Origin of the sequence: Peptostreptococcus sp. D1, from assembly GCF_900112955.1 — a bacterium.
In the GTDB taxonomy this organism is placed as follows: domain Bacteria; phylum Bacillota; class Clostridia; order Peptostreptococcales; family Peptostreptococcaceae; genus Peptostreptococcus.
Map to the genome: position 1 here is coordinate 53,906 of NZ_FONP01000002.1, position 20,208 is coordinate 74,113.

The window sequence follows — 20,208 nt, forward strand, 5'->3', positions numbered from 1 at the left end:
TTCGCCATTTGTTTCTGTAAATTCTGGAAAAAAATTTAGACTTTATATTCCATTTTATGGTATAATGACTAAAATAAGTTTGTTGTTTGACTTATTATGGATTTAACGGATTTTGGAAGATATTAGATTATGCTAACTTATATATTTTTGCCTGTAAATTAAAGTCTACTTTTTTTTACAGTTATACAGCTTTTTATTTTGACTCTTACTTATGAATCTTGTGTTCTACAGGATTCTTTTATTTTTCTCTTCTGTATCCTTTTTCTTTTAACCATTTTGTATAGTCTGGCTCACATTAAGCTCTTTAGCTCCCATTCTCAAATACTTCATCTATACCCTCCGTTTCTTATTATATAAATTAGATATTATATTGATACCTTAATAAAATATTTATCATACATTTTAAAATCTCCAGACTAGTAAAACTAAAAAAAGCTCTCACGATCATATATCATTTTGTATTATAATGCATAGATTTTTTTAAATTTATAGCATTTAGCACTTTAATTTCATATCCGTTTTTCTTCCATAAGTCCTCCTTTCTGTTTTTTAGATAAAGAAAAAACAGCAAACCTTTTTCGATTTACTGTTCTGTGTTAGTTTTTATTAAATTCATCAAATGATGTAATTTTATCAAATTCAGGTCTGCTTTCTATCAATATTTTATCTCCTCAAAACCAATTTGTTTTTTCATATCTAAACAGATTACGAATTTTACTTTCTGTTATTAAAAATACCAATGATTAATATAGCCAATGAAATGCCATATAAAACGCCAACCACCAAATCACTAATATTAGATGCTTTATTCAAAATTATTGCTAATACAAGAAATAACATTCCTATTGGTACATATTTGTTTTTATTTAACTTCATACATTTCCACCACCACAAATTTAATTTTCGTATTCAAAAATTTATTATTCATTATAACATTTTTCCACTTAGTTTTACAACTCTAACTCATTTCTATTTACCTGTGATAGTAGTTCAGATAGGGAAGTGATCTCTAATAAGTTCTATTTGTTTTTCTCTATCTAATTCTTTGGATAATGCAATTTCTATTTCTCTTGCAAGCCGTGAGTTTTTACTTTTTTCTATTTTCTCTACATTGCTCCATAAGACAGAACAATTTACAAATTCTTGTGGTACATTTTGGAGTAATAGAATTTCTGTATATGCTATTCCGCTTTTCTTGTAAAGTCATAGACTATCCCATCATATTCATTTTTTATCTTTTCGCCACTATGATATGCAGAAGCTGCTACTGCACTTTTGCCTTCACCTCTTGGTTTTCAACAACAAAAAACAGTAAACCGATTTGATTTACTGCTTTATTTAATCATCATATCATTATATTTTTTACAAATCAAGCTTCATATAAATAGAATTGTCCATTGGACTGTTATTATAGCTTTCTATTTTGTAAAAACCAAATTTTTCATATAATCTTATTGCATTTTTCAAAAATGGAAGAGTGTCTAATAACATGTGAAAATACCCTATCTCTCTTGCATCCGTAATAACTTTTTCAACTAAAATATTCCCTAAATTTTTGCCTCTATATTTTTGTCTTATATAAAGACGCTTCATTTCACAATTTTCATCATCTATCTTTCTCAATCCTACACAGCCTGCCAATTCTTTGTCGTAATAAAGTAAATATAACCTACCATCAGGTGTCCCATACTTTTTCTTTAAATCATTTACTTCTTCATCATAATTCTGAATTTCAAGATACTCCTTAAATGACTTATCATTTGAAATTAACAGCTGAATATATTCAGAAAATAGCTCTCTTACTTCTTCCAGCTTTTCATATCCATATATAATTTCTATACTCATTATTATTACCCGCCCTTCTTTTGTTCTAATAAATATATTTAATTCTATTATACCATTTTTATCAGCAATTTTTTTGTGTTTCTGAGCTCTTTTTATTTCTCCGTAAATCTTTGTTGTATTTTCTGAACAAAAAGAATATAATCAAGATATAATCAGTTAATAAAAGAGGTTATTACATGAGTAATAAAATTAGCTCAATATCCAAAAGAATGAAAAAGACTCTATGGATATGAGAAATATAAATCAAGCTGAATTGTGTAGAAGGACTAGTATAGGTAAGTCGAGCATAACAGCGAGCCTTATATATTTGAAATATTAAAATGAAATCATCAAACAATAAATCAAAGCAAATTGAAAGCAACAGGCAAAAAGATTACAAGCAAGTAAAAATTAAAAGCGATAGTAAAAACATGCTTATAGTAAAATAAGTCTGTAATTAAAATTTATATATTTAGGAGGTAATTTATTTGATAAACATAATGGATGAAGAAAAAATAATTGAATCATTAGGTATCCCAATCATTGACCATAATAGGCAATATTGGTTTGTTAGAACAGATGGTGGTCGTTTATATGAGGAATTTAGAAACGATAATTATATAGCTATCGGGTTTAACGAGTACATAAATCCAAAGCTTTTTGAAGAACTTGAATCCAAAGATGAATTTAGTCTTAAAGAAGAAATTAAAGAAAAATATGAAACTAAAATGCCCGGAGCTTCATTAACAGCATTAAAAAGATTTATGCTAGATATGCATAAAGGTGATGTGGTTTTTATACCTAGTGTTAACTCTGAGTCAATCACATTTGGTATAATTGAATCAGAAATGTACATTTATACTATAACCCCAGAAGATGAGGATGAAGACAGATGTGATTATGTTAAAAGAAGGAATGTCCGTTGGATAAAAACTATTAACAAAAAATCACTGGATATAAATTTCTATAAAATTTTTCAATCCCATCACACAATAGTAGACGCAAATAAATACGATTTTATTATTGACAGAACTCTAGAAAGCTTCTATATTAAAAATAATATTGCACATCTGAAAATTAATATAAATACTGATGAGCCTATAAATGGTAAAAGTTTTTATAACTTACAAAAATTTATTTTTGATAACGGAATCATAAAAGAAGATTCTATCGATCAAAAAATAAATGTTCAGTCAAAAGGATTTGTAGAACTCATAACCCAAAATTGGCAGTACCTAATACTTATCACAGTCCTGATACACACAATTGTTGGTGGAAAAATCAAAGTTCCATTATTTGAAATAGATAATCCAGGTATAATAAAATATATACTTGACTATCTCAAAATTAAACACGAACGGGACAAAGACCTTTATAACGTGTTAGATGAAAAATTTGGGGATGACCTTAGAGGTTTAAATGTTGATGTGGAAGTAAATAACAAATTTATAAAGGAAATAATCAAGGTAAATAATTCTTTATCTGAAAACGATAATTCACTATCAAATCTGGATAATTTGGAAGAATCATAATCTATTCCAAACAGATTCTATAACAATTAATTTAGTTTTTAACATCACAAAATAAACTGCGATTGCAAGAATTAAAGACAAAAATGGAGAACTAAAGAATGCCTTTGAAATAAAAAGCAACAACATAAAAATCAATGCATATGTATTGTATTTTGATATATAGTACAAAGCATTATTTACATGTTTTTTCATATTATTTCCCCCCTTTCACTCAACTACATAGCACCATAAAAAGTTATGTTATCGTTAACTTAATAATACCAAAAATTAAGTTTTTAGTAAATACAAAATAGACAAAAATAAAGAGTGTGTGAAATTTTTGAGAGTATAGAATTTTTTCTGTAAAATTGCCTTCTATGGATTTTTTTAGAAGAATCTTGCAATATTAGCAGATTCTACTATTAGCTTAAATAGGCTCTGTGTCAAATAACGCTGATGATAATTTAAATCAATAAAATTATGCGGCAGCATCCATAGCAAAATGAGCGTTATGGATGCTGCCTTTTTGTATTTTGTACTTTTCCATAAGCATTTAATTTTTACTTTTTTATTACTTAAAATTTCTAAATTGTTATCGTTAATTCCTAATATTTCTGTTATACTAATAATTAAACACATGTCATATCTCCTTGTTTGTTTATTTGTCGTGATTTAAATTATACAACGGATTTGACATGCGTTCTTATTTTTTTAAAAAAATAGCATTGAGAGAGAAATTATTTTCTCTCATCAACGCTAAATATTGTACAGCCTTTTATTCCACAGAATACTACTTTTGATTTTAATTTACAAACTTTTTTCACAATCTCCAGCATTTTAATCTACTGTTTCTCGAATCTATATTTTCTTATTTGAAGCTGTTTTCTATTAGCATCTGTACTTGTCCCAATGGAATATTAAATATTATCCCATAAATAGACATTCCAAGTAATAATATCGCAATAAGAATTCCTATGCCATAAAGACAGCCATTACTAACCTTAGCTTTTTCAATTTTTATATTTATAAAGCTATATATCAGGAATACTATAAATATAAAAGCTAAAATATAATTTGGTAGCATACTCATCATACTTTACCTTTTATCTGCAAAATTTATTCCAAAAATCTACCCATCCATTATGTTCTTCTCTTTGGTCAATGTAAGTAAAAGTATCTTCATCATACCAATCATGATTAACGATTTCATCAATAGTTTCAGGAACGAAAAAGTTGAAATATTCTTTTTTAAATGAACTTCCATACTGTAGATAATATGAGCCTACCAGCTTTGTAAAATTAGTTTTCTTTACATCTTGTGGTCTATACACAAGTGCTTCGCCAACCTGATTTAAATCGGGGCTTACTTCCAGAAAAACTAAACTTAAATCATTTTCTCTATAGCCAAGTATAAAGCTTCTATACTTATAGGAAACAGTACGAAGTACTGCGAAATTTGCTCCACCTATATCTTCTGAATAAGCATAAACTATTTTATATTCCGAACCATTATCTACTTTATTATCAAAAATTTCTCTTATACGATTTTTATTTTCATCGCTTTTTACTTTATCTAATTCAACTGTTTTGCTGCCTCCAAATAAACCAAATAATCCCATTCTATTACCTTCTTTCTAAAGCTTTTATTTTTTTAATTATAACATTTTTGTGTTATTTTTTCTACTGCAAAAACTGTTTTTACAACTTACCTTTTTGAAACTTATAATTTTTACACATATCCTCAAAGCTCTTAAAATTTGCATAGAATATAGACTTAAAAAATGCATAGATTCCACAGGTAACTTATTTTTGCAAAAAAGATACTATTGCTCCAAATATGCAAAAACATCAGCAACAAATATAGCAGTACCGTTCCTATACCAAGCAGGAATGTCAGAAATGCAGTAAGGATATTAAGCAGCAAAACTGATTGGAAACAAGATTATTTTTATTACCCATCTTATCATTTCTTATTCCTCACTTACTGATTCATTCCTTGTAACTCCACACACCATATATGTTTAAGTATTCCTATTTATCGCTCGCTATATTAGAGGTCTTGGTATAAGTCCTAATTCTTCATAAATAGATAACATCCTACTTTGGTCTATTCAGTTGTCAAAGAACATTTTTTATAGAGATAAATTACCCTCTATCTGTATAAGTAGATTTGGGAGGTTCGTGTAACACTTTTTTTGATTTTTTTATTAGGATAAAATTTCCCTTCACTTTAATAGTGAAAAATTAATGCTTGTGGCAACCAATTTTTAATTTTTTGATCTTTGATCTTTAAATACAAAATAGAAGTATAATTTTATCTCTTACTTTAATAGTGAAAATTTTGCCTAGTGATAACCAAAAATCTTATTTTTTTAGTAGACCAACTAAGGAAAGTCAATAGTTATTTTTTAAAGTTGTAAGAATATTGCTTAGTTACAAAACCTAAAAATACGCATAGCAAATAAGCCTCATACACTTTCTTTTTTTTGAGGCAACACTTTTAATAATTTATGCAGCCAACTTACTATTTTCACGAATTAGTTTTTGATGTTCTTCCGGCGTTCTTAATTCAAATGGTTTTTGGTTTCTAAGAACAGCAAAAATAATTTGAACCATCTTTCGCATAATTGCACACATTACAATTTTATACGGTTTTTCAGCTATTTTCTTTTCAAAATAAGCTCGCATAACAGGATTTAAATACTCTCTGTTTCGGTTCGGATATACATTAGACTTTGCCAACATATGGAGAATTAAGCGAACATGAGGTGATCCTCTTTTAGAGATTTTATTGTTTTTCCTATTGTATGTCCCACTTTGGGATACTCCTGGATCCAATCCAAAGAAGGCAACTAATTCTTTCGGCTTCGAGAAATTGGATACATCTCCAAGCTCTGATAAAACGACACATGCTGTATACTCTCCAACGCCCGGAATACTTTGTAAAAGCACTATTTCTTTATGAAACCTTTCATCTAACAGAGATAGTCTTTTGATTTCATCATTAATTGCTTTCAAAGCTTCCTGTAAACTGAAAATAACACTTGCCGTTGTTTGAATAAGTACTGCTGAACTAAGGTTTACTATACAAACTTCAATCGATTTTTCAGCAGCTTGCAATAGTTTTTCATACTTTGCTTCGGCATAGGAATAGCTTTTGTGTGAATTTTCTTTTATCAGCTGAATCATGTATTGCTTATTTTCAGGAGATAAGACATCTTGTACAGTAGGATATTTTTCAAGCAAAGACAAAGGTGTTTTCCCTTGCAAATCTGGAAATACTTTCTTGTAATCCGGAAAGGAAATGTCTAAAAAGCGATTAAGCGGTTGATGTGTTCCACAATTTCATCCGTCAATTCTTTGTGTTGTCTGCAAAGCTTTTTGATACTGTTAACGGTATCTGAGTGTGTAATTGTTTCATTGTAATTTTTAATACGATATAGCAACGCTATATTATATGCATGATTTACTGGAGAAAAAGGCTTAAAAATGGTATAATGTAAAAAAGATTTTTTATCACGAACAGAAATACATTTAATAGAGGAGATACTATGGAAATTGATAAACTAAATAGCCTATCTGCCTATGAAGATATAAAGTTATTACTTAATGAAGCTAGAAATACAGTTGTTACACAAGTAAATAATATTTTATTGAAAACTTATTGGGAGATTGGAAAAATCATTGTTTTAGATGAACAAAATAATTCAGATAGAGCTGAATATGGAACAAGTTTATTAAAGAACTTATCAAAACAATTAACAAAAGAATTCGGTAGGGGATTTTCAAAATCTAATTTGTTTAACATGAGAAGATTCTACTTAACTTACCAAAAATTCCAGACAGTGTCTGGAAAATTGAGTTGGTCTCATTACAGTGAACTTTTATCTATTAGTGAGGATAGTAAAAGATCTTTTTATGAAAGAGAATGTGAAAATTCTAATTGGTCAGTAAGAGAATTGAAAAGACAAATCAATACATCTTTATACGAAAGATTATTACTATCGCAAGGGAAAGAGAATAAAAATAAAGTCTTAGAACTTGCCTTAAAAGGTCAAGAAATTCAAAGTTCAAAAGATATTATTAAAGACCCTTATGTGTTTGAATTTTTAGGTATTCCAGAAGAAAAACCAATATTAGAAAGTGATTTGGAAAAAGCTCTTATCAATCATATTGAAAAGTTTTTATTGGAACTTGGTCGTGGATTTATGTTTGTTGGCTCACAACAAAGAGTGACTCTAGGAAATACACATTACTATGTCGATATGGTATTTTACAATAAGATTTTAAGAAGCTATGTGTTGATAGAGTTAAAAACCGGTAAGCTTATGCCAGAAGCAATAGGACAACTGAATATGTACTTGAATTAATACAAAGAAGAAGTAAATGATGAGATGGATCAAGAACCAATCGGAATCATTTTATGTACGGATAAAGACAATATCCAAGCAGAATATGCTTTAGGTGGCATTTCAAACACAATCTTTGCATCCAAATATAATCTTTATATTCCTGATAAAGAACTGCTAGAGAAAGAAGCTAAAAAAGTCATAGAAGAATATCAAAAATAAAAATTAGTCAGCCTATCAAAAGTAGAGAGCTTGCAAAAAACTCTGTAAATAAAAATAAGTCCTTCTATGGTAAAATATAATTATCATAGGAGGGCTTTTTAATATGGGAAGAAAAAAAGAAAACCAATGAATCCAGCGAAAAAGAATATAATTGCAGAGTTAATATCAACATATGATATAAAGACAGCAAAAGATATTCAAGAACAAAGATGTCATTAGAAAAAGCACTGTATTTATCAATAAACAAGATTAGCAAAAAATGGACTCAACCTACTAGAAATTGGGGAATCATTTTTGGAGAATTATCAATAATGTATGAAGAACACATAGGATATTAAAATCAAAAAAACTGAAAATCATCAGTTTTTATTGACATGCAAAAAAATAAATAATAATATGAAATCAATTTGTCTAATAGGCAAAATTACCATAGAAGACAATTTTACAGAAAAAATTCTATACTCTCGAAAAAATTCTATACTCTCTTTAATCTCAAAGGTAATATTCTTTTGGCATATATGTTTCCTCCATTTCTTTTTTGTCTGCGTTTTTAGACAAAAAAGGAGGACTCCTGCACATAGGCATAAGAAGTCCTCTGTAATGAAAGAATTTGATTATTTTTTCATGGATATAAAAATGGAATATATGATAAATTACAAATCCCAAAAACAATTCTTTGATCTACATACTATTTCTAAAAATTGTAATGCTATCATAACTCCTCCTAATCATTTAATGCACCATCCTTCTGCACTTTCTTTAATATCAATAAATCTTTTATAAGTACCAGCCTGAGAAACTAATTCTCTATGAGTGCCTTGCTGAACTACTCTGCCGTTATCAATAACTAATATTTGATCTGAATCTTGTATTGTTGCTAACCTATGAGCAATTACAATGACAGTTTTACCTTTCGTTAGAGAGCTTATTGCTTTTTGAATCAAATGCTCATTTTCAGGATCAATACTTGCTGTTGCTTCATCAAGAATTACAATAGGTGCGTCCTTTAGAATAGCTCTTGCTATTGAAATACGCTGTTTTTCACCTCCAGATAATGTTGCCCCTGCATCTCCTATAATAGTGTCATATCCATTAGGTAATTTTGAAATAAAGTCATGACAATGTGCTTTTTTTGATGCTTCTATAATTTCTTCATCACTTGCACTCGGATTACCAAATAATATATTATTTTTTATACTGTCATTAAATAGATATACTTTTTGAAACACCATTGATATGTTCTTTAATAAACTATCGCAGGTTATATCTTTTATATTATGACCTCCAATAGTGATTGACCCACTATTTACATCATAAAATCTTGCTATCAAATTACAAATAGTTGTCTTTCCACTGCCAGATGGACCTACAATAGCAGTCGTACTACCTTCGTAAATATCAAAAGATATATTATTTAATATCTGCTTTTTATCATACGAAAAACAAACATCAGAAAATTTTATATCGTAATGATTTAAATTAACCTCTTTAGCATTCTCGTCTATGATTTCTGCATTTTCTATCTTGGACAATTTATCTAATGTTTTATTCACAACTTCTATAACATGAATTGCGTTACTCAAAGCCTCTATTTGACTAAACATCACAAACGAAAACATATCCATCATTACCATTATGTCAAAATCCATTTTACCAACATATGTTAAATACGCACTTACTGCCACTATTCCAACAGATGCCGCTTTAAGAATAAATTGATGCAATCAATTATACGGACAGTTTTCTATTTCTATTCTAATATTGAGATCCTTATGATTTTTATATGCTGTTTCAATCCCTTTAATTGATACTCCTTCTTGTTTAAATGCTTTTATTGTCTGCATACCCCTTAAAAACTCAATTGTATTTTCCACGATGTCATCTTGAGCTTTCTGATGCAAACTCGCATTTCTATCACTAATTTTAGCTGCAATATATAAGAATATCGCAGATAAAACTACTCCAACCAACGAAACAACTCTTGCTAATTGGCAATAAAATAGCAAAAACAAGATCATCACGAAAACTGTAATGTATCCATTAACAACAGTATTGATCATATTCATAGATAACATTTCAATAAAAGAAAGGTCTGTTGTAACCGCAGAAGAAATTTCTCCCATATTATTGCTATTAAAGAATCCAAGAGAAACTCGCTTCAAAATATTTCCTAATCGAATACGCTGCTTTGCAGTAGCTTCACAGCCTACACTTTCTTGTGAACACGCTCTTAAATAAGAAAATACAAATCTCCCACCTACCACAATAATCATTAAAATGCTTATATATAATATCTGCTTATAATCAATTTGTTGAACACCATTGTAATCATTCCAAATTAATTTCAATCCGTATGCAGCAAGAATTATTGGCATTGATGTGAAAATACTATTTATAAAAGCATATACAAACCCTATATAGATACGCTTTTTAAAATTTCCAGTCCAATTTATAAGCCTTTTTATCATTCTGAACATTACAACTCCTCCTTCCCATTTGAATTTGCAGACCAATTTTTTGCCCCAATATGTGCAAGCCACATATTTTTATAAAGATTATTAGTATCTAATAATTCCTCATGCTTTCCAACCGCCTGAATTTCTCCACTATTTATGACAAAAATTCTGTCTGCATTTTTAATAGTAGAAAGCCTATGAGCTATTACCAACAATAGCTTTCCTTTCAATAATGCACCTAAAGATTGTTGTAACTTGCTTTCATTCTCAAGATCTGTAAATGCAGTAGCTTCATCCAATATAACAATCGGAGAATTTTTTAAAATCATTCTTGCGATAGAAATCCTCTGTTTTTCTCCACCAGATAATTTATTTCCTGCATTTCCCACAATTGTGTTATCCGTCTTCTAATGTTTGAATAAATTCATCACAGCAAGCTAATTTTGCTGCTTGGAAAACTTCATCATCTGTTGCTTCCTGATTCCCTAATCTAATATTTTCTTTAACAGAACAATTAAATAGATATGTGTCTTGTGTAACAAAGCTGATTAATTCATTTAACTTTGAAATAGGTATATCTTTAATATCCTTTCCACCAATATAAATATTTCCTTCTGTAGTATCCCAAAATCTTGCTATTAATCTCGCTATTGTCGTTTTTCCACTACCAGATGGTCCAACTAAAGCTATAAATTGTTTGTTTTCAAAGATACAATTTATTTTAGATAACACTTTGTTCGCCATATTTCCATCATATGAAAAAGAAACATTTTGAAGTTTGATATTATAGTCTGTTATTTCAGTATCTTGTTTTGAATTACTCAATACTGGTATTTGAAGTGTTGTTTCGAGTTAACAATTCCATACTTTCTTCGATCATTTTCGTATTTAACATTTTTAAGGACTCACTTCCTCTCTTATAAAATATTTTTTTATTTTCTTTATACCTTCTCCATCTAAAAAATAACTATCTTTAACTTTGCCATCATGAAGGACTTTATATAACGGATGGTCTATTGCTTTTTCAGTTCCTGTATCTGTCCGTAGATATACATGAAGTGGTAGGCTTGCGACTGCTTCGGATAAAATACGAACGCAGCTATATACTGCTGTCATCTGCATAGCAGAGCGTTCATTTACTCTTCTTCCAGATGATGAACCTCCCATTAGAAAGCTATATGCACTTCCATTTGTTCTATTACTAGGCTTATCCCTACTCTTGAATAATTCGGTTAATATTCCCATTCACATTCCTCCTAATTTTTTGTATAGAAAAAGCACCTACTTGCTTAGTAGATGCTTTCCCTTAATTTCATATTTATCCCTTAAAACAACTATTAATTTAAGGGATTTTTATTTTTATTATTTACATAGACATTTCGACTAAAGCATTTAGACTTTCAGTTATTTCACTAAACTCAATTCCTTTCGCATATGGATTTTTCTTTTGATATCTTATCCATCGTTCTTTAATCAAAGAATCCTCATTAATGTGAGTAATAATGACTTTTGCTTCATCCTTTGAAATATCTGTCTTCCTATATCTAAATGTCATAGAAACAGCTACTTTAAGTTCTTTTATATTAATAACTTCTGATTTATTTTTCAAAATGGCATAGATATCATAAAAATCTTTACTTCTACTATTATTTTCCGCTCTTGCCAGTACTGTTTGTAATTTTTCCGATAGTACGGATTCTAGTGGATACATCTTTAACTCAATATGATCCCCTAAAATTGTGCTATATTTTTCTACCCTTGGGAAAGGATAAATTGGATCACCTGTGGCAATATCAATACTAAACGGTATTCTAATATTTGCTAAGTGCCCAATGATATGAAATTTCAGTCCGCCATATTCATCCTCTGCTCTAATTTCTTCAGCATTTCCGTTTAATTCAAACCATATATCTGATTGTTTGTTATATTCAATGATTTCTAATAAAACTTTTCTCATCTCTGCAGACTCTAATGGAAATCCCTTAACTAAAAAGTCAATGTCTTGAGTGGCTCTATTTTGTACACCTAAAGAATAAGTTAATAGCATACCACCCTTAAGCGTAAAATTTTCTCTATGTGCACTATTAGAAAGTAGCTTCAAAAATTCATCAAAGAAAAATTTACTTAATGCCAAATTATAATTTAAGCCGAGCTCCTTTGCTTTATTTCTTAGTTTCTGTGTTACGCTATCCTTATTCATATACAATCACCTCTAGTATCTCTTCAATTTGCTGTGCTATTCCAAATTCCTTAGCATACTCTCTCAGTTTCCATATATTCTTAGAATCTTTCTTGATATATAGATTCCAAGCCTTAGAAAATATCTCTGTATCTTGATTTTTTCTATCTCTTACCAAATCACAAATGGTCCTTTCCATATCATAAGAATATACAGAATTTCCCATATCCGTTTTAATTTCAACCTTCCCACGTTCATACCATTCTTTCTTTACTTGATGAACAATCACAGAGTCCTTAATACGCCATGCATTATAACCTTGCTTTACGGTTACCTCATTAGTAAAAGGCAATCTATCTGTCAGTCTATGCAAATACAGTGCTGTTTGATAGGAATAAATGCAAGCCTTGTTTTGGAGTTGAAAAAAGTAAAGTTCATCATAATTATCAAAATTTGGATCAAAGTAGACACCTCTTGCCACTCTTTCAAGTTCTCCCTTTTGCACCAAATTTGTAAGATACCAAGAATCAATTTTATTGTCTGATACTTCCTTTGCCGTTATAACTCCATTATTTTGTTTTATGATTTCTCTTATTTTATTTTGATTCACTATTTTCACTTCCTTTTGTGCTTTATTATAAACTAAATAACGCACAGAAGCAAGTTTTCTCTTTATATGAATAAAATGCCTCTGCCATCATAAACGCTTTCTGTATTGTTATTTCCACAGCGTATTGCTCTATCCAGTCCCATGATGGTTGCTATAGCTCCATCAATTTTTTCAGTAGACCTTTCTTTATCAGCCTTTATATTTCCTGCAGGATCTGTCCTGATAAATATGTTATCCATATTCCATCTAAGTACAGGATGACCTCCATGAGCTATTTTTTGTTCTAGTGTTAACTTCATGAGTTCCTTTGTCGGCGGCGACATATCTTTAAACCCCTGTCCAAATGGAACTACGGTAAATCCCATGTTCTCTAAATTTTGCACCATCTGTACTGCTCCCCATCTATCAAAGGCAATCTCTTTGATATTAAATCTTTCTCCAATTTTTTCTATAAAGCTTTCAATAAAGCCATAGTGAACGACATTTCCTTCAGTTGTTTGGATATACCCTTGCCTTTCCCAAATATCATAGGGTACATGGTCACGCTTAACTCTTAAATCAAGTGTTTCTTCCGGCAACCAAAAGTAAGGCAGTACCGCATACTTATCATCCTCATTAGTCGGAGGAAAGACCAAAACAAAAGCTGTAATATCCGTTGTCGATGAAAGGTCAAGACCTCCATAACAGACTCTTCCTTCAAGGTCATCTTCATCCACCATAAAAGAACAAGCATCCCATTTTTCCATCGGCATCCAACGGATTGCTTGTTTTACCCATTGATTCAGTCTAAGCTGTCTAAATGAATTCTCCTCCCCCGGATTTTGCTTTGCCGATTCGCAGGCTGCTTTGACTTTATCAATTCCAACAGTAACTCCAAGTGATGGGTTTGCTTTCTTCCATACTTTAGGATCTGTCCAATCGTCAGTTTCATCTGCTCCATAAATTACAGGATAAAAAGTAGAATCTATTTTTCTTCCCTCTAATATATCCTTAGCCTTTTGATGAGTTTCATAGCAAATGGAATGTGTATCTGTTCCTGCTGTTGTGATTAAAAAATATAAAGGCTGAGTTCTAGCGTCCCCTGAACCTTTTGTCATTACATCAAAAAGCTTACGATTGGGCTGAGTATGAAGTTCATCAAACACAACGCCATGAATATTAAACCCATGCTTGGAATATGCTTCTGCAGACAAAACTTGATAAAAGCTATTCGTTGGCTGAAATATGATTCTCTTTTGTGATGCTAATATCTTTACTCTTCTATTTAATGCCGGACACATACGAACCATATCGGCAGCCACATCAAAAACGATTGTTGCCTGCTGTCTATCTGCTGCACATCCATATACTTCAGCTCGTTATTCCCCATCACCACAACAAAGAAGTAAGGCAACAGCAGCTGCAAGCTCACTCTTACCCATCTTCTTTGGGATTTCAATGTAGGCTGTATTAAACTGCCTATATCCGTTTGGCTTTAGAACACCAAATAAATCTCTGATGATTTGTTCCTGCCAAGGAAGTAACTTAAATGGCTTACCTGCCCATGTGCCTTTGGTATGGCTTAGGCATTCAATGAAATTTACAGCATAATCTGCATGGTCTTTACTATAAATAGAATCTTTTAATTTAAATTTTGTAGTCTTGTATTTTGCCATCAACTCACCCCCTTTTAGGCATAAAAATACAGCCCTTTGGCTGCTATTACGAGAAACAGAGCCTAGACTCTGAAATTCTATTATTGTTAGTTTTGTTTTAATGCCCACTCAATTGCGTGACCATCATCTTCAAATCTTTCTTCGCTTACTTCCCTTAGTCCAATAAAACCTTCGCATGAATGGTCATCATCTAGGAATTCATAAACTGCTGCAAAGTAGCAATTTCCATCTGGGTGATAGTAGTGTCCTACAAGAATCACCCTATCTCCAAAGGTTATGACCTTACCCCATCTAGTTTCTAAATCTTCCGGTGTTGCCTGTGTTGGTATCTTGTACTTGTTAGTTAAATCTATCATCTTGCTCATCTTATTTTCCCTCCAATTCTAAGAATTCATCGTAGGTGATAAGACCTGCATCGTAGAGTTCATAGTTTTCATTTTCCTTGTAGAATTCTCTTTCTTTTTCTTCCCTTGCTTTGGCTCTTTTTAGGTATTCGTTCCAGCCAATCTTGCCTTCATCATAAAGTTTTCTTTCATGATCTCCTTTATAAAGGGCTGCTTTCTTCTCGTTTAGCTTTCTTGTCGCTTCTCTAAAAATTTCTTGCTTTGTCATTGTTTTTTTCCCTCCTCTTGTTTTGGTATGTGTATATTCCCGTACTTTGAAGGATATAGCAAGTCATTTTTTAAGAAATGTGTGCTTTATTTTTATGATTTCTGTGATAAATGAAATTTACATTATTAGCATAAATTTCATAGTAATAACCATTTTACTTGCCGTATAAAATGAAATTCGTATAAGCCTTTTTGTCAGTTTCAATAAAGTCAACAAGTTCATAGAAGTCCATTTCGTAAGCGATTCTTTGAACAGTATTTACATCAAACATATTTGTGAGTCCTGTATCCCTTACTGCTAGGATTTGTTCTTTAACCTTATCGTTCATCTGAAACCCTCCTACAGGAATCTTCACCATAAGCTACACTTAGGCTACTTCCGTTATCCCAAGAAACCATAATAGAGCCAATATCATTCCCCCCTTACTGTGCCTTTTGTACCAATAGGCGGTGCCTTGATATCCTCCATAAAGACAAGCTCTACTCTAGTTCCAACTGGATACCTTTTTCTTAATTCTTCAACAACCTCTTTACTTGGAAATCTCATCTTTATGACCTCCATTTCTAAAAGCTGATGAACCAGATAGTTTTTCAAGAAGTAATTTTCTATCCTTCTTAAATTCATCTCCGATAAAACCAAGTCTTAAAAGAAAACATCTAAAGGCATACTTTTCATTTATAACTTCTTTGGAAGATTCGTTGATGCGTTTGGCATTAATACTCATCTTACAAAGTGCAGCAATAAATTTTATGTATGTCATTAGATGTTCGTTATCGATATTTTCAAACCAAGGAAAACTTATCTTTTCTTCATCTTCCTCTATCTCAAGGCTTGTAACTCCCAGTGCCTTTTTGATTAAATCTCCCTTATTTTCAAGAATTTTATTGAGTTTGGCTAAATCTACCTTATCCCTTGGTATTGCTACTGTAAGGCTTTGTGTGGCGTCGTGTTCGCTTTTACTTTCTTCCTCGGGTATAAAGCCGTCTCCGATAAGATTATGCACCAATTTTTCTAATGCAAAATCATCTTCACATAAAACTGCCCCCGTCTTATCAATTGTAAAGATTCCAATTTCATACGCCATGCTTGGCATTCCTAAATACTTGGATTTTTCATTTGTGATTCTTTCTATCCCTTTGACAAGCTCTTTTCTCTCTTTACCTGTAACATTAAATTTTACTTGCACTTGTTTTTCCTCCTTTAGTTTTGGTATGTGTATATTCCCGTACTATCAGAGATTTATCAAGTTATATCTGTTCTTTATTCAAAGTAAAAATGCTTAATTCCTGCAAGTACAAAACATACATTAGGAAGTGCTACACCATTACCCCACATTTTGTATTCTGCTGAATCTGTATGGGGATTTGATAGCCACTTTCTTATCTGCTTTTCACTTTTAGATTTACCTGCTTTGGTTACAGTTTTTCTATAGGTTTCAAAAACTTCAGTCCAAAATTTCATTTCTTCATCTGTTGGATTTTTAGTTTCAAGGTCATCACACCAGCCATCCGGAAAACCCTGCAGCCTTCCGCATTCTTTTGGAGTTAGCCTTCTAACAATATATCTTTTTCCATCTGTATCATTTACCAGCGGAGGATCCTTATAGTCACTTGCAACTAAAGTATTAGCTATATTTTCCACTGCCTCAGTATGATGTGAATTTTTACTTGTTGAGTAGACAATAGCAAGTCCTCCTTGATTGGCATCCGGTGAATTAAGCCCTGTGTTTATTGTTCTTGCTACATCCGTTTCATAGACATTAGCTCTATGATTTTTCGTATTTTCCGATGTGATTCTTACATCAAATATATCCACTTTATCTTCAACTACAAAAGGCTGGTTATTTCCACCAGTTCCAAGGCTTGCTCCTATTGTATTACTAATATCAATCGGTCCTTTAAACCTAGAATCTTGTCCATGATTTTCAAATACAAGGGGCGGATGGTTTCCTACACTCGCAGTAATTGTTCCACATCTATCTTCATGAACATCCATTCTCTGACCGCCTTGGTCATTTAAGCACAGGTTTTCGATCCCACTTCGAGCGCAATTCTTAGAATCTCCGGCAGTTCTTTTCCACGGGCATTTGCTCTTTTCAAGATGCCAAGGCATGCCCTCGGACTCAAATAATATTTTTCCGGCACTTTTTCCATTAAAATCGCAGACAAGATAGATACGTCTTCTTCTCTGGGGAACTCCCCAGTACTGAGCATCAAGTACCCTCCATGCGAGTGAGAAATCATCTGCCATGATAAGTCCTGCATTTTGCCATCTATAAGGTCTAGCCTCATCAATTTTATATCCTTTGATTTCACAGATTTCTTTAAGGACCGAGAAGAAGTCCTCTCCTTTGTTTGAGGAGAATGCACCTGGCACATTTTCCCATAGCGTATATCTTGGTTTTGTTCCATTTGTTTTCTTCCTCATTTCTTTAATAATTCTGGTTGCTTCATAAAATAAATTAGAGCGAGAACCATCAAGCCCCGCTCTTTTACCTGCTATGGACATATCTTGGCATGGGCTGCCAAAAGTGATGATGTCGACTGGCTCTATTCCATTTCCCTTTATTTTTGAAACATCACCTAAGTGTTTCATATTTGGAAATCTTCTAGTTGTCACTCTAATAGGGAATGGCTCCACTTCTGACGCCCATATCGGTGTAATTCCTGTAAGAATGCCACCAAGTGGGAAACCTCCGCTCCCGTCAAATAAGCTACCTAGTGTAAGAGGTTTATTCTGTTTTTTCTCCATCTATTTCCACCTCCTTCACCAAATCTTTATATAATAATTTCTTACCACCACGAATCACATAGACATTTTCACTATCTCCGGTATCTTCCACATATCGTCTTAAAATAACTGATGCATACTTTTCATCAAGTTCCATCGTAAAACAGATTCGATTTGTCTTTTCACAAGCCATTAAGGTTGAACCACTACCTCCAAAGGTATCAATGACGATGGCATTTTCTTGACTTGAGTTTTGAATCGGATAGGAAAGTAAATCTAGTGGCTTCGATGTCGGATGATTTTCATTCCTCTTTGGTTTATCAAAGTTCCAGATAGTTGTTTGTTTTCTATCGGAATACCATGAATGCTTACCATTTTTAAGAAAGCCATAAAGCACAGGTTCATGTTGCCACTGATAGTCACTTCTACCAAGAACAAGTGAGTTCTTTACCCATATACAACAGCCTGCAAGATGAAATCCTGCATCAATAAAAGCTTTTCTAAAATTAAGTCCTTCCGTATCAGCGTGAAAGATATAGGCTGCTCCACCGCTTTCCAAATGCTCTGCCATATTTTGAAAGGATAGAAGAAGGAAATTATAAAACTCATCATTTTGCAATTTATCATTCTTGATAGATAATCCCTTGGAACTTTCAAAGGCTACGTTGTAAGGGGGATCGGTAATAATGAGATTTGCTTTTTTACCACTCATCAAAGTATCTACATCTTCCTTACTTGTTGCATCACCACACATCAGAGTGTGTTTGCCAACAGTCCACACATCGCCTTTTTCTACAAAGGAGGCTTTTTCAAGTGCCGATGTCAAATCAAACTTGTCATCTTCCACTGTCTCCTTTTCAGAATTTCCAAATAGGTCATCAAGTTCTGCTCCATCAAAACCTGTAAGGTCTAAATCAAAATCCATACCTTCCAGTTCTTCAATCTCAATTCTTAAAAGTTCCTCATCCCAGCTGGCATCCAGTGCCATTTTATTATCTGCGATAATATATGCTTTTTTCTGAGCTTCTGACAAATAATCAATTAGAACACATGGCACTTCCTCCATCTTTTCTTCTTTTGCTGCCATAACCCTTCCATGACCTGCGATGATATTAAACTTGGAATCAATGATGACCGGATTGATAAAACCAAATTCTCGTAAAGAGGATCTAAGTTTCATAATCTGCTCTGGGGAGTGGGTTCTTGCATTATTCACATAAGGGACTAGTTTACTAATTTCTACCATTTCCATTTTTGTTTTCATAAGCTCACCCCATTAAAAAAGACCCCATTCAGCGAATTTCTCAAATCCGCCAATAGAGTCTATATACTTTCTTGCAATATTTACGATTTTGCTATACGGCTTACCACCAACTACTTCATCACCAATGGCACAGCTAAGTTCAATCGGTCTTTGTTCCGCCTGTGCTTTAAGAAAAGCGTAGATATTTACTGATACATCTGCTTTGGATAAGTCTTTACCATGAAGTCCGCCACCTGTTACAGATCCTGCCATATCTGAGCCAAGCTTTCTGTTGGTAGCTCCTGTATCGACATTTGTTCCTCCTGTCCAAAAGCCTAGAGGATTGATAATTGCACTCGGATATTTCTCCTTTAATTCTTCATTATTCGCATGGCTTTGGCAGACGATTAGCTTATTACTATCAAGGATATACTTTCCATCATAAGGATAACTGCTATATATTTCTCTTGCAATTTTACTTAAAGTCTTATCCTCATCTGTTAAGGGTATACCTTTAAAAATACCATTATCCCCACATCGGATAGTTTCTTCTTGGTTTTTAGATAGATGTTTATCCTGTCTTATAATAACAATATCTTTTTTAACATTTCCAGCAATACGGGATATTGTCTCTTTAATTTCTTTATACTTAAATTTAACCGTGCTTTCTATAATCACATGGCACACGCCATGGCCGATTAAGACTTCTACGGCAACTTTAGGATTATCACAATTTTTATATGCTAAATCTACTATTGCTCCTGCTATCCTATCGGCTATTTTATCTGGATGCATTGGATTTACTTTTTCTATCATG

The 20,208-nt window shown here is 32.1% G+C and carries 25 protein-coding genes and 5 pseudogenes; 3 read left to right on the forward strand and 27 right to left on the reverse strand.

From position 1 onward, the window contains the following. Positions 1-714: 714 nt before the first annotated feature. The 3 genes and pseudogenes from BM120_RS10825 to BM120_RS02855 form a co-directional block, all read right to left on the reverse strand. Positions 715-876 carry a hypothetical protein gene (locus BM120_RS10825; protein WP_177187358.1) on the reverse strand — a complete coding sequence of 54 codons (162 nt, stop codon included), beginning with the start codon at positions 874-876 and terminating at the stop codon, positions 715-717. Between the two features lie 126 nt (positions 877-1,002). Then, positions 1,003-1,289: pseudogene (locus BM120_RS02850) on the reverse strand (MobA/MobL family protein); the annotation flags it as partial. Positions 1,290-1,362: 73 nt separating this feature from the next. Next, a complete protein-coding gene (locus BM120_RS02855) occupies positions 1,363-1,845 on the reverse strand; it encodes a GNAT family N-acetyltransferase (protein WP_177187359.1) in 483 nt (160 codons plus the stop codon). 467 nt (positions 1,846-2,312) lie between these two features. Here BM120_RS02855 and BM120_RS02860 point away from each other — a divergent pair, with 467 nt between their 5' ends. Next, positions 2,313-3,356: a hypothetical protein gene (locus tag BM120_RS02860; protein WP_091993137.1), complete on the forward strand. Its 1,044-nt coding sequence runs from the start codon at positions 2,313-2,315 to the stop codon at positions 3,354-3,356. Here BM120_RS02860 and BM120_RS02865 read toward each other — a convergent pair. The 5 genes and pseudogenes from BM120_RS02865 to BM120_RS02890 form a co-directional block, all read right to left on the reverse strand. Then, entirely contained in the window at positions 3,351-3,548 is a 198-nt protein-coding gene (locus BM120_RS02865) for a hypothetical protein (protein WP_091993139.1), read from the reverse strand. The two genes, BM120_RS02860 and BM120_RS02865, sit on opposite strands and share 6 nt — an antisense overlap. Positions 3,549-4,203: 655 nt before the next feature. Further along, entirely contained in the window at positions 4,204-4,425 is a 222-nt protein-coding gene (locus tag BM120_RS02875; RefSeq protein ID WP_091993381.1) for a hypothetical protein, read from the reverse strand. A 13-nt stretch (positions 4,426-4,438) separates the two neighbouring features. Continuing rightward, positions 4,439-4,954 carry a hypothetical protein gene (locus BM120_RS02880; protein ID WP_091993143.1) on the reverse strand — a complete coding sequence of 172 codons (516 nt, stop codon included), beginning with the start codon at positions 4,952-4,954 and terminating at the stop codon, positions 4,439-4,441. Positions 4,955-5,141: 187 nt separating this feature from the next. Further along, positions 5,142-5,299 (reverse strand): annotated as a pseudogene (locus BM120_RS11345) (CD1845 family protein); the annotation flags it as partial. Between the two features lie 544 nt (positions 5,300-5,843). Continuing rightward, positions 5,844-6,605: a transposase gene (locus tag BM120_RS02890; RefSeq protein WP_242941545.1), complete on the reverse strand. Its 762-nt coding sequence runs from the start codon at positions 6,603-6,605 to the stop codon at positions 5,844-5,846. Positions 6,606-6,886: 281 nt separating this feature from the next. Between BM120_RS02890 and BM120_RS02895 the strand changes: the two are divergent. Further along, positions 6,887-7,906, forward strand: a pseudogene (locus BM120_RS02895) (PDDEXK nuclease domain-containing protein). Positions 7,907-8,109: 203 nt separating this feature from the next. Further along, positions 8,110-8,244, forward strand: a pseudogene (locus tag BM120_RS11090) (IS256 family transposase); the annotation flags it as partial. Positions 8,245-8,634: 390 nt separating this feature from the next. Here BM120_RS11090 and BM120_RS11260 read toward each other — a convergent pair. The 19 genes and pseudogenes from BM120_RS11260 to BM120_RS02965 all read right to left on the reverse strand — a co-directional run bounded on the left by BM120_RS11260 (position 8,635) and on the right by BM120_RS02965 (position 20,207). Then, entirely contained in the window at positions 8,635-9,630 is a 996-nt protein-coding gene (locus BM120_RS11260; protein WP_330389315.1) for an ABC transporter ATP-binding protein, read from the reverse strand. Continuing rightward, entirely contained in the window at positions 9,631-10,383 is a 753-nt protein-coding gene (locus BM120_RS11265; RefSeq protein ID WP_330389316.1) for an ABC transporter transmembrane domain-containing protein, read from the reverse strand. It abuts the gene before it with no gap. Then, positions 10,383-10,751 carry an ATP-binding cassette domain-containing protein gene (locus BM120_RS11270; protein WP_330389317.1) on the reverse strand — a complete coding sequence of 123 codons (369 nt, stop codon included), beginning with the start codon at positions 10,749-10,751 and terminating at the stop codon, positions 10,383-10,385. Before BM120_RS11270 ends, BM120_RS11265 begins: the two co-directional genes overlap by 1 nt. A gap of 7 nt (positions 10,752-10,758) precedes the next feature. Beyond that, positions 10,759-11,187 (reverse strand): ATP-binding cassette domain-containing protein, encoded by a 429-nt coding sequence (locus BM120_RS11275; protein ID WP_330389318.1) that lies wholly within the window; start codon positions 11,185-11,187, stop codon positions 10,759-10,761. Between the two features lie 72 nt (positions 11,188-11,259). Then, entirely contained in the window at positions 11,260-11,607 is a 348-nt protein-coding gene (locus BM120_RS02910) for a phage portal protein (protein WP_207645688.1), read from the reverse strand. A gap of 121 nt (positions 11,608-11,728) precedes the next feature. Further along, the gene (locus tag BM120_RS02915) at positions 11,729-12,562 is read right to left on the reverse strand and encodes a nucleotidyl transferase AbiEii/AbiGii toxin family protein (protein ID WP_091993145.1); all 834 of its coding nucleotides are present in this window, start codon (positions 12,560-12,562) and stop codon (positions 11,729-11,731) included. Then, a complete protein-coding gene (locus BM120_RS02920) occupies positions 12,555-13,196 on the reverse strand; it encodes a type IV toxin-antitoxin system AbiEi family antitoxin domain-containing protein (RefSeq protein ID WP_242941546.1) in 642 nt (213 codons plus the stop codon). Before BM120_RS02920 ends, BM120_RS02915 begins: the two co-directional genes overlap by 8 nt. A gap of 17 nt (positions 13,197-13,213) precedes the next feature. After that, on the reverse strand, positions 13,214-14,170 hold the full coding sequence (locus BM120_RS11350) for a terminase large subunit (RefSeq protein ID WP_442956747.1): 957 nt from the start codon (positions 14,168-14,170) through the stop codon (positions 13,214-13,216). Next, positions 14,153-14,485: pseudogene (locus BM120_RS11355) on the reverse strand (terminase large subunit domain-containing protein); the annotation flags it as partial. The pseudogene BM120_RS11355 and the gene BM120_RS11350, both read right to left, overlap by 18 nt. Before the next feature lie 24 nt (positions 14,486-14,509). Next, on the reverse strand, positions 14,510-14,806 hold the full coding sequence (locus BM120_RS11360; RefSeq protein WP_442956744.1) for a hypothetical protein: 297 nt from the start codon (positions 14,804-14,806) through the stop codon (positions 14,510-14,512). A gap of 86 nt (positions 14,807-14,892) precedes the next feature. After that, positions 14,893-15,171 (reverse strand): Nmad4 family putative nucleotide modification protein, encoded by a 279-nt coding sequence (locus tag BM120_RS02930; protein WP_091993148.1) that lies wholly within the window; start codon positions 15,169-15,171, stop codon positions 14,893-14,895. 1 nt (position 15,172) lies between these two features. Then, a complete protein-coding gene (locus BM120_RS02935; RefSeq protein WP_091993149.1) occupies positions 15,173-15,418 on the reverse strand; it encodes a hypothetical protein in 246 nt (81 codons plus the stop codon). Positions 15,419-15,572: 154 nt separating this feature from the next. After that, positions 15,573-15,746: a DUF5049 domain-containing protein gene (locus BM120_RS02940; protein WP_091993151.1), complete on the reverse strand. Its 174-nt coding sequence runs from the start codon at positions 15,744-15,746 to the stop codon at positions 15,573-15,575. Then, a complete protein-coding gene (locus BM120_RS11365; protein ID WP_442956748.1) occupies positions 15,736-15,816 on the reverse strand; it encodes a DUF4314 domain-containing protein in 81 nt (26 codons plus the stop codon). Before BM120_RS11365 ends, BM120_RS02940 begins: the two co-directional genes overlap by 11 nt. A 13-nt stretch (positions 15,817-15,829) precedes the next feature. Then, on the reverse strand, positions 15,830-15,964 hold the full coding sequence (locus BM120_RS11370) for a DUF4314 domain-containing protein (protein ID WP_442956745.1): 135 nt from the start codon (positions 15,962-15,964) through the stop codon (positions 15,830-15,832). Next, the gene (locus BM120_RS02950) at positions 15,948-16,604 is read right to left on the reverse strand and encodes a virulence protein (RefSeq protein ID WP_091993153.1); all 657 of its coding nucleotides are present in this window, start codon (positions 16,602-16,604) and stop codon (positions 15,948-15,950) included. The genes BM120_RS11370 and BM120_RS02950 overlap by 17 nt, the downstream gene beginning before the upstream one ends. A 74-nt stretch (positions 16,605-16,678) precedes the next feature. Continuing rightward, positions 16,679-18,169 carry a DNA cytosine methyltransferase gene (locus tag BM120_RS02955; RefSeq protein ID WP_091993154.1) on the reverse strand — a complete coding sequence of 497 codons (1,491 nt, stop codon included), beginning with the start codon at positions 18,167-18,169 and terminating at the stop codon, positions 16,679-16,681. Next, complete coding sequence (locus BM120_RS02960) at positions 18,150-19,412, reverse strand: site-specific DNA-methyltransferase (protein ID WP_091993156.1); 1,263 nt, start codon at positions 19,410-19,412, stop codon at positions 18,150-18,152. The genes BM120_RS02955 and BM120_RS02960 overlap by 20 nt, the downstream gene beginning before the upstream one ends. Positions 19,413-19,424: 12 nt before the next feature. Further along, positions 19,425-20,207 (reverse strand): S-adenosylmethionine synthetase N-terminal domain-containing protein, encoded by a 783-nt coding sequence (locus BM120_RS02965; protein ID WP_091993158.1) that lies wholly within the window; start codon positions 20,205-20,207, stop codon positions 19,425-19,427. Between the last annotated feature and the right edge of the window lies 1 nt (position 20,208).